The 13,035-nt window shown below is 37.9% G+C and carries 17 protein-coding genes; 10 read left to right on the forward strand and 7 right to left on the reverse strand.

Features of this window, described 5'->3' with window-relative positions; translation table 11 throughout:
- The first annotated feature begins 14 nt into the window (after nucleotides 1-14).
- Nucleotides 15-542, forward strand: coding sequence for an AAA family ATPase (locus tag A361_RS04170; RefSeq protein WP_019379449.1), 528 nt, complete (start codon nucleotides 15-17; stop codon nucleotides 540-542).
- A 107-nt stretch (nucleotides 543-649) separates the two neighbouring features.
- Here A361_RS04170 and A361_RS04175 read toward each other — a convergent pair whose 3' ends face one another.
- Nucleotides 650-1,204 (reverse strand): cysteine hydrolase family protein, encoded by a 555-nt coding sequence (locus A361_RS04175; protein ID WP_019379448.1) that lies wholly within the window; start codon nucleotides 1,202-1,204, stop codon nucleotides 650-652.
- A 118-nt stretch (nucleotides 1,205-1,322) separates the two neighbouring features.
- On the opposite strand from A361_RS04175, the gene A361_RS04180 reads away from it, so the two are divergent.
- The 3 genes from A361_RS04180 to A361_RS04190 all read left to right on the forward strand — a co-directional run bounded on the left by A361_RS04180 (nucleotide 1,323) and on the right by A361_RS04190 (nucleotide 3,158).
- Entirely contained in the window at nucleotides 1,323-1,769 is a 447-nt protein-coding gene (locus A361_RS04180) for an Lrp/AsnC family transcriptional regulator (RefSeq protein ID WP_019379447.1), read from the forward strand.
- 250 nt (nucleotides 1,770-2,019) lie between these two features.
- The gene (locus tag A361_RS04185) at nucleotides 2,020-2,895 is read left to right on the forward strand and encodes a helix-turn-helix transcriptional regulator (protein WP_019379446.1); all 876 of its coding nucleotides are present in this window, start codon (nucleotides 2,020-2,022) and stop codon (nucleotides 2,893-2,895) included.
- Complete coding sequence (locus tag A361_RS04190; protein ID WP_019379445.1) at nucleotides 2,892-3,158, forward strand: hypothetical protein; 267 nt, start codon at nucleotides 2,892-2,894, stop codon at nucleotides 3,156-3,158. The genes A361_RS04185 and A361_RS04190 overlap by 4 nt, the downstream gene beginning before the upstream one ends.
- Nucleotides 3,159-3,411: 253 nt before the next feature.
- Here A361_RS04190 and A361_RS04195 read toward each other — a convergent pair whose 3' ends face one another.
- Complete coding sequence (locus A361_RS04195; protein ID WP_236887984.1) at nucleotides 3,412-4,548, reverse strand: Ger(x)C family spore germination protein; 1,137 nt, start codon at nucleotides 4,546-4,548, stop codon at nucleotides 3,412-3,414.
- A 283-nt stretch (nucleotides 4,549-4,831) separates the two neighbouring features.
- Between A361_RS04195 and plsY the strand changes: the two genes are divergently transcribed.
- Complete coding sequence (gene plsY / locus A361_RS04200; RefSeq protein WP_019379444.1) at nucleotides 4,832-5,407, forward strand: glycerol-3-phosphate 1-O-acyltransferase PlsY; 576 nt, start codon at nucleotides 4,832-4,834, stop codon at nucleotides 5,405-5,407.
- 95 nt (nucleotides 5,408-5,502) lie between these two features.
- A complete protein-coding gene (locus A361_RS04205; RefSeq protein ID WP_019379443.1) occupies nucleotides 5,503-5,982 on the forward strand; it encodes a DinB family protein in 480 nt (159 codons plus the stop codon).
- 517 nt (nucleotides 5,983-6,499) lie between these two features.
- On the opposite strand, the gene A361_RS04210 is transcribed toward A361_RS04205, so the two are convergent.
- Nucleotides 6,500-6,988: a pyridoxamine 5'-phosphate oxidase family protein gene (locus A361_RS04210; protein WP_019379442.1), complete on the reverse strand. Its 489-nt coding sequence runs from the start codon at nucleotides 6,986-6,988 to the stop codon at nucleotides 6,500-6,502.
- A 250-nt stretch (nucleotides 6,989-7,238) separates the two neighbouring features.
- Here A361_RS04210 and A361_RS04215 point away from each other — a divergent pair, with 250 nt between their 5' ends.
- The 3 genes from A361_RS04215 to A361_RS04225 all read left to right on the forward strand — a co-directional run bounded on the left by A361_RS04215 (nucleotide 7,239) and on the right by A361_RS04225 (nucleotide 8,919).
- Nucleotides 7,239-7,424, forward strand: coding sequence for a hypothetical protein (locus A361_RS04215; protein WP_019379441.1), 186 nt, complete (start codon nucleotides 7,239-7,241; stop codon nucleotides 7,422-7,424).
- A 56-nt stretch (nucleotides 7,425-7,480) separates the two neighbouring features.
- On the forward strand, nucleotides 7,481-8,140 hold the full coding sequence (locus A361_RS04220; protein WP_019379440.1) for an NAD(P)H-binding protein: 660 nt from the start codon (nucleotides 7,481-7,483) through the stop codon (nucleotides 8,138-8,140).
- A 176-nt stretch (nucleotides 8,141-8,316) separates the two neighbouring features.
- Nucleotides 8,317-8,919, forward strand: a complete 603-nt coding sequence (locus A361_RS04225) for a hypothetical protein (RefSeq protein ID WP_019379439.1) — start codon at nucleotides 8,317-8,319, stop codon at nucleotides 8,917-8,919.
- Nucleotides 8,920-8,973: 54 nt separating this feature from the next.
- Here the strand turns inward: A361_RS04225 and A361_RS04230 are convergent, their stop codons facing one another.
- The 4 genes from A361_RS04230 to A361_RS04245 form a co-directional block, all read right to left on the reverse strand.
- Nucleotides 8,974-9,807: an MBL fold metallo-hydrolase gene (locus A361_RS04230; RefSeq protein WP_019379438.1), complete on the reverse strand. Its 834-nt coding sequence runs from the start codon at nucleotides 9,805-9,807 to the stop codon at nucleotides 8,974-8,976.
- Nucleotides 9,804-11,366: a histidine kinase N-terminal 7TM domain-containing protein gene (locus A361_RS04235; RefSeq protein ID WP_019379437.1), complete on the reverse strand. Its 1,563-nt coding sequence runs from the start codon at nucleotides 11,364-11,366 to the stop codon at nucleotides 9,804-9,806. Before A361_RS04235 ends, A361_RS04230 begins: the two co-directional genes overlap by 4 nt.
- 162 nt (nucleotides 11,367-11,528) lie before the next feature.
- On the reverse strand, nucleotides 11,529-12,179 hold the full coding sequence (locus A361_RS04240; protein ID WP_420480831.1) for a pyridoxamine 5'-phosphate oxidase family protein: 651 nt from the start codon (nucleotides 12,177-12,179) through the stop codon (nucleotides 11,529-11,531).
- 24 nt (nucleotides 12,180-12,203) lie between these two features.
- Complete coding sequence (locus tag A361_RS04245; RefSeq protein WP_019379435.1) at nucleotides 12,204-12,389, reverse strand: hypothetical protein; 186 nt, start codon at nucleotides 12,387-12,389, stop codon at nucleotides 12,204-12,206.
- Nucleotides 12,390-12,584: 195 nt separating this feature from the next.
- Here A361_RS04245 and A361_RS04250 point away from each other — a divergent pair, with 195 nt between their 5' ends.
- On the forward strand, nucleotides 12,585-12,806 hold the full coding sequence (locus tag A361_RS04250) for a hypothetical protein (protein ID WP_019379434.1): 222 nt from the start codon (nucleotides 12,585-12,587) through the stop codon (nucleotides 12,804-12,806).
- Nucleotides 12,807-13,035: the final 229 nt, after the last annotated feature.

Here is a 13,035-nt window from a genome sequence, read left to right on the forward strand (position 1 = left end):
TGGGGGATATAAAGGTGTTTGGAAAATTTAATTTTGACTTGATTTATGGTGAACGAAATAATTTAACCCCATTAGTGGTGATGATGTGTGGCGTGGCTGGTTCTGGGAAAACTACTTTCTCAAAAAAATTGGAAAAAGAAGGTTTTGTACGTCTTTCTATTGATGAAGAAATATGGGCTGTTAATGGTCGTTATGGGATTGATTTCCCAATTGAAAAAATTGAGGAATACAAGAAAGATGCAGAAAAAAATTTACGCAATCGTTTAATAAAGTTAATACACGATAAACAACAGGTGGTAATCGACTTCAGTTTTTGGGATCGGGCAAGAAGGTACCAATATAAAAAACTTATTGAGGATTCAGGGGGTAAATGGAAACTTATTTATTTAAAAGTTCAGCCTAATGATTTACGTGAACGGCTTAAGTTACGCAACAAACGATTTGATGCAAACGCGTTCCCTATTTCAGAAGAAATCTTAACTTCTTACCTTAATGGTTTTGAAATACCAAATGGTGAAGGAGAAATGGTGATTGATAATTAGACCTATCAAAAAGGAAAAAATTATTCAATTAACTGAGCAGGTTTGTACTCTATAAACAACAGCCAAAAAGGGAATTTGTTTTTAAACAAACTCCCATTTCAATTTAATTAGTTGTTCTGCTGCAGGAAATCCTCGGTCGAAATTACATTGGCATACATACCGTTAAGTGCGCTGATAAACGCATAATGAACCTGTTCAGCTGGCACGACCTTGTCTTGATAAGATAAGTCTCTTGTCGCACACGCATCTTCTATCAATGTAGTTTCAAAGCCTAGATCCACAGCAGCTCTTACTGTTGCATCAATACACATATGTGTCATCATACCTGTGATCACTAACTTGGTTATTCCTTTTTCTTTTAATTTGCTTTCTAATTGTGTCTTTAAAAAGCTGTTAGCGAAATTTTTAATAATAATGCTTTCGTTTTCTAATGGCAGAACAGCTTCATTTAGTTTAACTCCCTCCGTATTCGGAAGGAAGAAGCCTAACCCTGGATCACTTGCGATATGCTGCACATGGAAAATATTATCTTTGTTATTCTGTCTAAACCAATTGAGAACTTTAGCAGCATTAGCGGCTGCTTTTTCAGGATTGATTAATTCCATCTTTCCATTAGGAAAATAGTCATTTTGAATATCGACAATGATTAAAGCTGTGCTCATTTTTTCCACCTCATTTAAAGATTCAGTATAATAAAATGATAAATAATATCTTCATTTTTATCGATACTTTGATGAAAGACTTTTATATCAAATAATTTCACGGTGAAAGGATTTTATTATGGATATTGATCAAATTGATTTTCAGATCCTCCGGTTACTAACTGAAAATTCACGTATTCAATGGAAGGACTTAGGAGAACAAATTCATATGACTGGCCAGGCAGTAGGGAATCGTATTAAAAAGCTTGAGGAAAGTGGTGTAATTAAAGCCTACTCCCTTATAATCGATGAACTGAAACTAGGGCTTTCTTATACAGCGTTTGTCATTGTTCATATGAAAACAGCTAATCATGATGCGTTTATCCGTTTTATTCAAGGTCGAATAGAGGTAGTTGAAGCTCACCGAGTATCTGGAGAAGGCTGTTACCATTTAAAAATAAAAGTTAAATCCCAAGAACAATTAAATCTTTTTCTTAATAAACTTCTCGAACATGGAAACTATAGTTTACACCTATCAATACAAGAGATAAAACAGCTTCACCCATTGACTGCTGCAATACAATAGGAATCTTAATGAAAAACACAGATTGTGATGATTTGTACTTAAGCTAACGGGTCCATATGCTCAAGATCAGCTGCCAAACTAGGCGGCTTTTTATTTTCTTACAAATGAGCAGGTTAGTGGAATAAGGAATTTAATTTTACACCATAGCTGCCTTTGAGATTAGATATTATGAGAATATTAGTAAAAATAGCAAATGATATCAAAAAAATCGTTTATAATTCCTCTAAAATTAGTAAGTGAGGTGAGCAATATGTATAGCGAAGTAACTCAAGATGTAATTTATTTTTTAGAACAAAGTTTATTAGATGATTGGCATTTAGATGATTATTCATCGCAAATTGGTTATTCGAAATACCATTTATCACGTATTTTCAAACAGGAAACTGGATTGACGATAAGCGAATATATTCGAAAACGAAGACTGGCCACAGCAGCAATGTATTTATTACATTCAGATGAATCGATTATTCACATTGCGTTTAAATTACATTTTCAATCACAAGAAGCTTTTACACGTTCTTTTAAAGAGCTATATAATATGCCGCCTGGAAAATATCGCAAACAAATGCGAACTCTTCAAGGGATGGAGGAAAAAAACATGAGTGATTTTGAAGCAATCAAAGGCTGGATTTTGAGTGGTTATCACCCAGCTTTTTATGAAATGAAAACGGATGGACAAGTATTTCATACGGGTACGAAATCAGGTTTACTGACTTCAAAAACGGATGCAGGTGAAGAACATTTCGGGACAATGATGCAAAGCTTTTCAGCAAATAACTGGAAAGGAAAACGCATTAAAGTGTCTTGTTTCTTAAAGACAGAGGAAGTCGTAAAATGTGGAGTTTGGTGTCGAGTAGATAATGCTTCAAGCGATGTGATTCAGTTTGATAATATGGATAATCGTCCGATTCACGGTACAACGGACTGGAACTATTATTCGATTGTATTAGATGTTCCAAAAGAAAGTGCTTCTATTCACTTTGGTATCCTATTAACGGGAACAGGCAAGGTTTGGGTTGATGGATTTAAGTTTGAAGAAGCAGATTTATCCGTTGCATCATCAAATATGCTTACACAGGATAAATTACCATTAGAGCCGATTAATTTAGGATTTGATGAAGATTGATTATTTTTGATTTAGTTATTGATTTATTTTTTACACTCTATTCATCACTAGGCTTTGGGACAAAGGAATATAAAATTCAAACGAAAATGGAAAAACTAGGTGAAGAGTATCCTAATATGCTGCAATGCTATCAGCACAATCAACGAATTTTTGAAACTGACGATAACCTGGCAGAGTTAGTTCTAAGTCTAAATTTAAAAAGCGTAGTAGAAAAGAAGAAATTTGTCTCGTTAGTTAATCAGCGTTTTAAAGATTACACTTAAACAATCAGGTGCAAGAGTATGGCATGTAACAGACGTCAGCAATCAGGCGCTTTTCTGAAATAAAGGAAGCGCCTTCCATTAAGTTGTCATTTAAAAGAGGTTGAGGGGATGGATTAAATAACAGATCGATAAAAAAGAGTGTTAGATTGTATTTCAACAACATTCTTTCGACCATTTCAATTTTATTTCTATCTATTTTAAAAAACCATTTTTTCAACCTGGAAAGCTGGGAATACAGACTTATGGTCCGCTCTTATTCAAGAACGCCTGTTTCTTCAATTACTACATTGCATTTAACATCGAAGCTTAACATTTTGTAATCGTCTTCCCACTTTTTAAAGTCAAAGTTCCGATTCCGGTTTTTTTTCTTTTGACCGAGGCCAACAGGATCTATTCCGAGATCCTGAAATTGCAGTAATAATCTTAAGCATTCCTTTTCAATTTTTTTCTCCAGTTTCTTTTCAACCTCTCCAACAATCTGTGGGGTTAAAATATCTCCCGTATATTCATCAATAATACCTTCAAGATTAATGGTTATGGCGGCATGATTATTAGTCACCCTTGTTTTATTCTTTGATTTAATGCTCTTTACAGCAGCATATGCTTCTTTTTTTAACTTAACATCGAAGTTTCCTTCGCTATATTTATCTACCAGCAATTTAAAAAAGAACATGTCCTTCACAGGGAGGATGGCCACTTCTTTATCCTTTTGGAAAAGACTAATTCCAGTTATCTTCACCTTATCATTCCCGGCTTTCTTTAGTCGGGGCAAGAAGGGATCCTTACCATCCTGATAGTAATCACGGGAAAAAATATGTAAATTGGTTATTGGAATATCGCGATGTTCAATATTATGCTGAATCAAATTAGAGATATACGTAGCGTTTCCCCTGGTTCCATAATCGCCGTTTAACAATTCTTCTGATTTTCCCTCTGCGGTTGCAACAAATACGCGTGCCCCCATACTTGCATCTCTCTGAAAAGAATCTATCAAGTCGAAAATTCCTTTTTTGGAAATTTCAGGTCCAAATATAGCCAGCTTTAATCCACCTGTGACTACTGGTTCTGATGTTTGTTTAGAAACATCGAGACGTACGTCCTGCCCAAGTTTTCCATTTCCAGAAAATGTTCTGTTAATTACACTTTGATCTGGCTGGAATTCCTGGAATAATACAGTTCCTCTAAACTTATCTTTCTCATCCTCTGCTAAATCGTAGCCGACACCTACTTCAATATTTATATCATCAATGATTTCTTTATCAACACAGCCCGAAAGCAGCAAGAACAGGCATATTAGTATAAGCTTTTTCATTTCTGCTTCACCTTTAATATTGGCAATACGGATTCCATTCAACATAATTAGAATCGCTATGCCAATTGCTATTGGCATGATCATAACTATGTCATGGTTACTGCCTTCAATGAAAATAAGTACAAAATTAGTATGAATCTTTGTGTGGAAGAATATTCGTAATAAGGGGATTCCTGAATAAGGGGTTTTAGTTATTAAGATGAAAGTAGACGCTTTAGGGGGCTGGCTTCTCTATAAAGGTTTAGCAGATCGGTTACAGCTTTTTGTGCGAAAGGGGCAGAAATAGTTGAACATGAAGGAAGGAAAATAAGGCTATTAACTGGAATACCCATATACATAAGCTAAGTAAGAAAGGAATAGCATGCTCAATATTTTAACTCTATTTTTAAGTTATTTGATTGGTTCATTTTCATTTGCTTTAGTTATCGGTAAACTTTTCTATAAAACCGATATTCGAGGTTACGGCAGCGGGAACCTTGGTGCAACCAATGTTTATAGGGTTCTTGGAAAGAAAGCAGGACTAATTGTTGCAATTGCTGATTTATTAAAAGGTACATTTGCTTGTTTACTTCCTCAAATCCTTAATTCTGCGGTTAATCCCATTATCTGTGGTTTATTGGCCATATTGGGCCACGTATTCCCTATTTTTGCAGGGTTTAAAGGCGGGAAAGCTGTTGCGACAGCAACCGGTGTCTTATTATTTTTGACACCCTTCGGTACTTTAACTGGCTTTGTTGTATTTCTATTAACTTTGATACTATCTAAGTATGTTTCATTAAGTTCAATGTTAGCTGGAATAGCCATATTTATTTACAGCCTTATATTTGAGGATAAAGTCATTATTGCTCTTTCATTATTTATTAGTGTATTAGTGATCATTTTGCATAGACAAAATATCAAAAGATTGATAACAGGAACTGAAAACAAACTATGGTAATGATATTCAAAAAACACAAGGTATTCGGCAAAGGCAAAAAATAATTGGATTTAGAGATTGCTGAATAGTAACTAATCAAAGGGAGCGTGGCGAATATGTCTCATGCTATCGATGTTTTGGCCGATCAATTGTCAGCAAATGCAAATGACCCTAGCTGGTACATTCCATTTTCAGAATCAGTTGCAGACTTATCAGAGGAAGATGCGTTTTGGAAACCCAATGAGGAGAGCAATAGCATCGCAGAAATTGTTCAGCATCTGCTTTATTGGAATGAAACCTGGCAAAAGAGGTATCAAAAATCTCACGTAAATGCTGTTCCACCCCTAGCTGATAATAATGAAAGCTTTATAATTCCGGAAAATGCAAAGTTTACTGACTTAAAAGAACAGCTATTAGAGGTACTCTTGCAGTGGCAGGAACTGCTCTCCCAAGAAAAACTGGAAAGTGAAATTGAGGGTTTCCCCGAAGCTGCAGAGTGGTGGGCAATACTTGGGAATCTATCCACTCATAACGCCTACCATATAGGACAAATCATTTACGTCCGGAAACTGCAAAGGAGTTGGGAAAATAAGTAAGATAATTAATGAGGTTTCGAAAGTATCAAAAGAAAAAATATTCAGCAGCTAAGCCAATCATTTTTATTCAAGATTAGGGCAGGTTAGCGAAATAGATGTAAAGTAAATTTATGAGCAATTGCCAACAAGGCAGCTTGTTTTGAGGTGTTATGGTTAACTACAGAGGAATTAGTAAACACCTAGGAACTTAAAACGAAAGCATTAAACATGCTGAGGCGTTGATTCCAATTCATTCTTCTATATACTTTTATTAAATTAAACCTGGGTCGTCATAGCAGGGGTCTTTTTTACAAGATGAACTATTGCGAAAGGTTTCAAGTGAAAATAGTGCTTGTTAAATAGATGGGGCTAGGCTTAGTCTGATAAGGAATGACAAAGGCAGTCTACTTTTCAGTATTTAAAAGTACTAAATTAAAAATCAGCTAAAGAAAACCCAGAGATTAATATAGAAACAAATGGATCAGCAATTACACAACAAAAATGAGTTGTCCTATAATTAGACAACCCATTTTTGCTGTTATTTATTCAATTCAACCGTTTCATTTACATCTGTCGATTTAGAACTTTGCCCTGTCATGCGTTTAAAGAGAAAGGCTACTTTCTTCGTAAAGTTACCGGTTTCCCAATATTCGACTGCTTCTGCTTTTATTTTTATCAGGACAACGTTTGGATCATCATAAGAAGTTTGCATAATTTCCTCATATGCTTTGCTCCACAATTCTTTTTTCTTATCTAAATCTTCAACTATTTCCGCTTTTCCACGGACGGAAACATAGGATTTACCCGCATAGGCTACATTAACATCTTGATCATGTAAAATTTCATCATATTTATTAGTCTCTTTTTTAGTGAAAAACCATAAGTCACCATCAAATTCTACTTCTTGTGTTTTCATGGGCCGAGACACAAGCCCTTCTTCAGTTACCGTTGTCAGCATGGCCGTGTCTATGTCTTTGATTAACTCTCTTAATGTTTCTATTTCTTCTTGATTTATCATATTAGACATTCCATCACCTCGTTAAAGTTATATAGAGGTATATTACCCTTCATTCCTGCTATTATTCAGGTGTAGCCTAACTATATTCAAAGTGAAACCGAAAAACCGTGTTCAGACCACTGCTTGGCAACTTTTTTTCTTTTTGAACATAGAGGCAGGGTAATCGAACAAGGAAGTCAAATAAATAGCATTACATACTTAAGGAAAGAAAGCGGATTGAAAGCGAATTGCTTAAAAGTCAGGAGGAGGTATAAATGGTTTGGGTTCATTCTTATTTTCTATCATTCTTTGGATTGCTGGAATATTTATTCTGTATATAGTCATTTCCGCAGCAGTCAGGGATGGTATTAACAAGTCTGTGGCGGGTCAATTGATCGAAACAAAGTATGGGATTAATAAGAAAAGGGATTCATTTCTTGATCGTGATTTAGATAATGACAAATAAAGAACGAACGTGGTATATAATTTCAAATAGACTATATAAAATATAAGGAGAAAAAAATGCACGCATTATTAATAGGAGCAACGGGAGCAACTGGCAAGGACTTGCTGGATATATTGCTGGAGGATGATTCTTTTCATCGGGTTGATATTTTTGCCAGGCGTGATCTTCATATCCAGCATGAAAAATTAAAGGTGCATGTGATTGACTTTGACAACTCGGAACAATGGAAGCATTTGGTGAAGGGGGATGTTTTGTTTTCTTGTTTGGGAACTACACTAAAAGCTGCGGGAAGTAAAGAAGCTCAATGGAAAATTGATTACGATTATCAATACCAGTTTGCGGAAGCTGCCAGAGAAAATAATGTGAGTCATTATGTATTAGTATCATCAGGTTCTTCCTCGCCTGATTCTCCCATTTTTTATACAAGGATGAAGGGGCAGTTAGAAGAGGCTGTAAAGGCTTTAGGATTCCCAAAGCTATCAATCTTCAAGCCGCCTGTATTGATACGAAAAAATAGTGATAGAACAATGGAAGTTGCCGGATTGAAAGCCATACAGTTTTTTAATAAATTTGGAATACTTCGTTCTCAAAAGCCTCTGCCGACAGAAATATTGGCGGAAGCCATGATCCATTCCGCTAAAACAATGGATAACGGATTTTTCACACTAGAAGGCAAAGCGATTTGGGAATGTGCAGGGCTAAATAATATCGAGTAATCAATATGTACCTCATAGAGTAAGATACTAATAACTTTGGACAAAAAGGTCAAAGTTATTTTTTTATAAAGTGAACAGGGGATTTATATGGTGTTTTAGGTGATATTTGGGAATATAGTTATGATGCGGGATGGCGGTGCAAGCCAGAATTTCTGGCTGGGATAGGAGGGATTTGATTGAAAAAAAACTACATAACTTATGCTTTTGCCGTTCTATTGATGATTGCCATTTTGGCTATCATGGACGGTTTAAATAATTCAAATGCGGCTGAGGAGCTGAGAAAAGAAAGAGATAGATTAGCTGAGAAAGCCGCAAGTTTCGAAGAAGAATATGAAAATAATGCTAAAATGCTGGATGTGGCAAGGAAGGAGACTGCTGAATTGAAGAAGGAAATCGAATCTTTAAGGTCTGCTATTGAATATAGGGAATTTTTAGCAGCGATAAAGACGATTGAATCCTACAAGGCAGCACAATCATTTAAGGAGGCGAATGCGTTTATAGCCAGAATAGATGGATTGGGATACTATGCAGGAGAAAGATCCGGCAAGTGCCATTGCGGGTTTATATTCAATGGTGAGGGGTTTGAATGGATACCCAATTCCGTTCTTGATCTTAAAGAGTTTAGAATCGAACAAGATAAAATCCGCCTCACCTATCAAACAGCAGAAGAAGTTACACAGGATTACCAATTTGTTATGGCCAAGGCGCCGGGACAATATGACAGTGAGGAAAAGTGGAGGGTTGAAGAAATTACACTGGTGGAAAAGGTTCCTCATTAAGAAAAAGTGTGACTCAGTGGATCAAACAAATAAGAAACTCGCCCCCTGGCGAGTTCACTTACGGTGTCGTGTGCTGCTTTCCTCCAGTATTGATGTGACAATATGCCGTGAATCCCATTCCCCGCCTGAAAACTTGACGATCGGATATCTTTTCGGAAAAAGCTTTTGCTGAATCGCGTCGGCTACGTCATCCTGGATAGATAACAGATAATCCCGCTTTCGCTTGAGTGCTGCGCGTCCATCTTCTACATAGCCTGCATGGCTGCAGAATACATCTTCAAAGTCGTAAGTGAGAACGCGTTCAAGTGATCGGATAATTTCCGGTATGCTTTCTTCCGCTAAAACGACCTTGGTCTTTTCGCTGACGAATAAATCGCCAGTAAACAGCTGGCCTGTTTCCCTGTTTAAGAAGGCTTTATGATCGGAAGCGTGGCCGGGGGTGTCGATGACATCCCACTGTGCTTTACGGGATGAAAATGAGTCAGGCATGGCCTGGGCATTGAATGGCTTTCTTCTTCCCCAAAAGAGCTGCCTGTATAAAGGGTAATCTGCCCTTTTAGCACAGGAAATGATAGATTTTTCGTTTAAAAAGATAGGCAGTTTCTTTGTTTTTTCAGCATATGCCGCGCAGCCTGTATGATCTTCATGAAAATGGGTGATCATGACCTGGTCAAAATCGCCTTCATCCATAAATGGCTGGAAAAATGTATGTAAGGACTGGGCGCCAGTGTCAATTAAGATTCCATCCGTTAAATAGCTATAGACATTTAAGGAAACACCCTGAAACTTAATTTGGCCATTCAGGTAGGAAACACCGTGTTTCTCTCCCGTGGATGCCTTTTTCTTAACAAACAAAACATTCAGCTCCTTTCCTGATATCAGGGTCATGCATGAAGTATTTCGCCATAACGCTGTACATTGTTTCTGCCATTCCTTTTTGCATCATAAAGTGCGAGATCGGCGTGCTTCAATAGGGTTTTGGATGGATTATCCAGATTATCCGCTGAGACGTTTGTATGTGACAGGCCGAAGCTTGAGGTGATGGAAATTCTGTTATCATCCACAATGATCGGGCTCCCGGCAATATCCAGGCGGATCGCTTCGATCAGCAGGTGTGCATCGTGTGCAGGCGTGTCAGGCAAATAAATCATGAATTCTTCTCCGCCATATCTCCCGATGATATCCCTTTTTCGAAGGCTGTTTTTCACGAGGCCTGCAATCTGAACCAGCACGAGATCGCCAGCTTCGTGGCCATATGTATCATTGACATGTTTAAAGTGGTCAATATCAAACATAATAAGTGAAACATCCGAACCTGGAGATAGGGTGCTCAGGGAGCTTTCCATCTCACTTAAAAAATAGGCCCGATTATAAATCTGGGTTAAGCTGTCAATGCTGGCCAAACGTTTAAGGGTTTTCTGCATATTTACTTTTTCAGTTACATCAGCCAATGAGATAATTCGTCCAATGGGGTCTTTGTTCAGGGAATAGACGGGTGAAAATTGTACTTGGAAATGGACCTGCTCCCCCTCATTTTCCCATACATAATCCCCATTCTTTCCAGAACAGATAACTTTTCTAAGCGTGCTGTTTCCATGCAGAACATCATGAATATGCTTGCCGATGGCAGATTGCTTCAGATCAGGCATAACAGGCAGCATCGCCTGGTTATAATCCACGATTGCCCCGTTCTGATTGAGAACGATGACACCCTCCTTCATGCTTTCAAAAACCGTGTCCCTTGCTATTGGAGCGAGATTGAACATCTGGAATGAGAAGAGCGCTATGCCATGCAGGATGAAGGAAATACTCATGGATACAGGGCCTAAATCAATGCCGTAGGGACTCAGGTCATTCAGATAATAATGATTGGCGACAATCGGAACAGCCAGTCCGGCGGTCATCAAAAGGATTTGCATTCGGAAACGCCAGAAGGGTCTTCTTAAGCGCAGAAGCAGGATGATCATACTGAACATCAGGCACACGAACAGGAAAATGGCGTGCACGTAAAACCAGAATCCATATTCCAGATCCAACACGGGAAATGGCGTATTCTCTCTCAGCCTGACTGCTGAGTAGTAGAAATGATGGAGCTTATTGGTATGATGCATAAAGATGGTTAAAATCGGGATGATGAACAGGGAAAAATACAGGCGCTTGCCCAGCTTGTGTCCGGCATATTCCAGACACATCAATAAAGTGAAAACAGGAATGAATGGCATGAACAAATATTCAATGCCCAGCCAGAATTGAATTTCTGCTAAAGTGGAGCCCGACAGTTCGAATGCATAAGAAAAGGCAAAAATTGCGGACAGCAGTGTTAAGATCTTATAAGGTCCGGCACCCGGTGCATTCCTTAGTTTAAAATGTGCAAAGAGACAAAGCGATAAGCTGAGTGTCCCTGAAAAAGTGAGAATGAGGATGTACATCCATAATTCTTGCCCCATATAAGTTTTCTCCAATGAAAATATTTTTCTCCTATTATATAATTCCTTTTTCTATAAAACTAGCTTTATTAGATATAGGGGCTCATTGCGTTTCAGGAAAGGTCATTTCATTGCAGCAGCAGCGCCAAGTGCCAGGACAGCCGCTCTTTTCTGGAGGCTGCCTTAATATAATCTATTTTTATAGCTATCCTTGAGGTCCTTCGCCACTTGTTCGGATGTATCATTCGGCAATTTTGCATGAGCTGCCAGCATTGCAGGGGCAGAAGGAAGGGCTTCTTTCGCAAGCCATGATTCCCCGTTCCATAATCCCGATCGGATCAATGCTTTCGCACAATGGATAAAGCATTCCTCTGCCTCTACTAAAATTCCAAATAAAGGAGCTCGGCCTTTAACCTTGCTCTTCTCTAAGAGCTCAGGGTCACGGCAAATATAAGCTTTGCCATTTATTCTTAGCGTTTCTCCAAGCCCGGGTATGAGAAAAAGGAGTCCAATATTGGGATTTCCAATGATATTATGAGCGGAATCCATTCTTCGATTGCCCGGCCGTTCCGGAATAAAAAGATGCTGCTCGTCAAGAACCGTCACAAATCCGGGGGAATCCCCCCTCGGAGAAACATCACATTTTCCGTCAGAATCTGAAGTGGACAAGGTTAAAAAAGGGGATTTGGAAATAAAATCACTGCAATGCTCATCGATGAAAGTAATGACTTTGCTGGCGGCACGCGCACTGGGCTGGCCGATTTCTTCCCGAAAAGATGCAAATTCTTCCTTGGTAGTGATAATATCTGTATATTTTGACCTCATAAATTTCACCTTTTTCTATTGGAATAGGTATCTTTAATGTTTTGTCTTAGGTGATCTTTTGACAATACGGAAAACAAAGTAATAAACCCCGCTAAGCCCCAATATCCCCAGCACAGTCAGGAAAGGCACTTTTTCAGCAAATAGTATTCCAACAACAAATAGGGCAAAGCTCAAAATGATGGCTAATAGGGTTAATAAAAATCGCTGCGATTTAGTCAAACTTTCACCGCCTTCAAATCTATAAAAATCTGTGTGTGCGTTTTTTCATATTCGTTGCCTATAGGCAGCATGAAATGAAGAAAGAGCAGGAATATATCACAAAATTAAATCATGAGATTCTGGATGAATTAAAGAATAAAGAAAGGCTGTAAACTATATTTTAACATAAATATCCATATTTAAAGGAGGGAGTAAATGAATATTTCTAACAAGTTATTAGACTATGCAATTGTTTATGATGATCGAAGGCAAGTAATCTCAGGAAAGTATGAGGATAAGAGAATCATTATCGAGGAGATTAAAAACGGATTTAAGGCTGAAGTGGAAAACAGGACAGATAAGAGCGTACTGGTCGTTTATGATTGGTGTAAGACACATAGCGGGATTGAGATTATATTGTATGCCTTTGAAAGCTGACAAAGACCGCCAGACGAAACCGGATATTGAAACGGAATATCGGAACTAGAATCAATCTGGCTGAGGTATGGTCAGGCAGGGCTGCTGTCTGGTTATGCCTTTTTTTCTTTGTTCATGACTGGATCCTTTAGTGGGACAAAGAACCTGTTCACCTGTCCCGTTAAATCTCATATTCTGTTAAAATATGAAATTTTTCAACAGCATTTTTCGTTAAAAATAGGACTTTTTC

Origin of the sequence: Cytobacillus oceanisediminis 2691, assembly GCF_000294775.2 — a bacterium.
In the GTDB taxonomy this organism is placed as follows: Bacteria; Bacillota; Bacilli; order Bacillales; family Cytobacillaceae; genus Cytobacillus; species Cytobacillus pseudoceanisediminis.

Coding starts and splice junctions, on each gene's coding strand:
- A361_RS04175 (WP_019379448.1), bottom strand. CDS start 1,204: ATGAGCACAGCTTTAATCATTGTCGATATTCAAAATGACTATTTTCCT.
- A361_RS04180 (WP_019379447.1), top strand. CDS start 1,323: ATGGATATTGATCAAATTGATTTTCAGATCCTCCGGTTACTAACTGAA.
- A361_RS04185 (WP_019379446.1), top strand. CDS start 2,020: ATGTATAGCGAAGTAACTCAAGATGTAATTTATTTTTTAGAACAAAGT.
- A361_RS04195 (WP_236887984.1), bottom strand. CDS start 4,548: ATGCCAATAGCAATTGGCATAGCGATTCTAATTATGTTGAATGGAATC.
- plsY (WP_019379444.1), top strand. CDS start 4,832: ATGCTCAATATTTTAACTCTATTTTTAAGTTATTTGATTGGTTCATTT.
- A361_RS04205 (WP_019379443.1), top strand. CDS start 5,503: ATGTCTCATGCTATCGATGTTTTGGCCGATCAATTGTCAGCAAATGCA.
- A361_RS04210 (WP_019379442.1), bottom strand. CDS start 6,988: ATGTCTAATATGATAAATCAAGAAGAAATAGAAACATTAAGAGAGTTA.
- A361_RS04220 (WP_019379440.1), top strand. CDS start 7,481: ATGCACGCATTATTAATAGGAGCAACGGGAGCAACTGGCAAGGACTTG.
- A361_RS04230 (WP_019379438.1), bottom strand. CDS start 9,807: ATGACCCTGATATCAGGAAAGGAGCTGAATGTTTTGTTTGTTAAGAAA.
- A361_RS04235 (WP_019379437.1), bottom strand. CDS start 11,366: ATGGGGCAAGAATTATGGATGTACATCCTCATTCTCACTTTTTCAGGG.
- A361_RS04250 (WP_019379434.1), top strand. CDS start 12,585: ATGAATATTTCTAACAAGTTATTAGACTATGCAATTGTTTATGATGAT.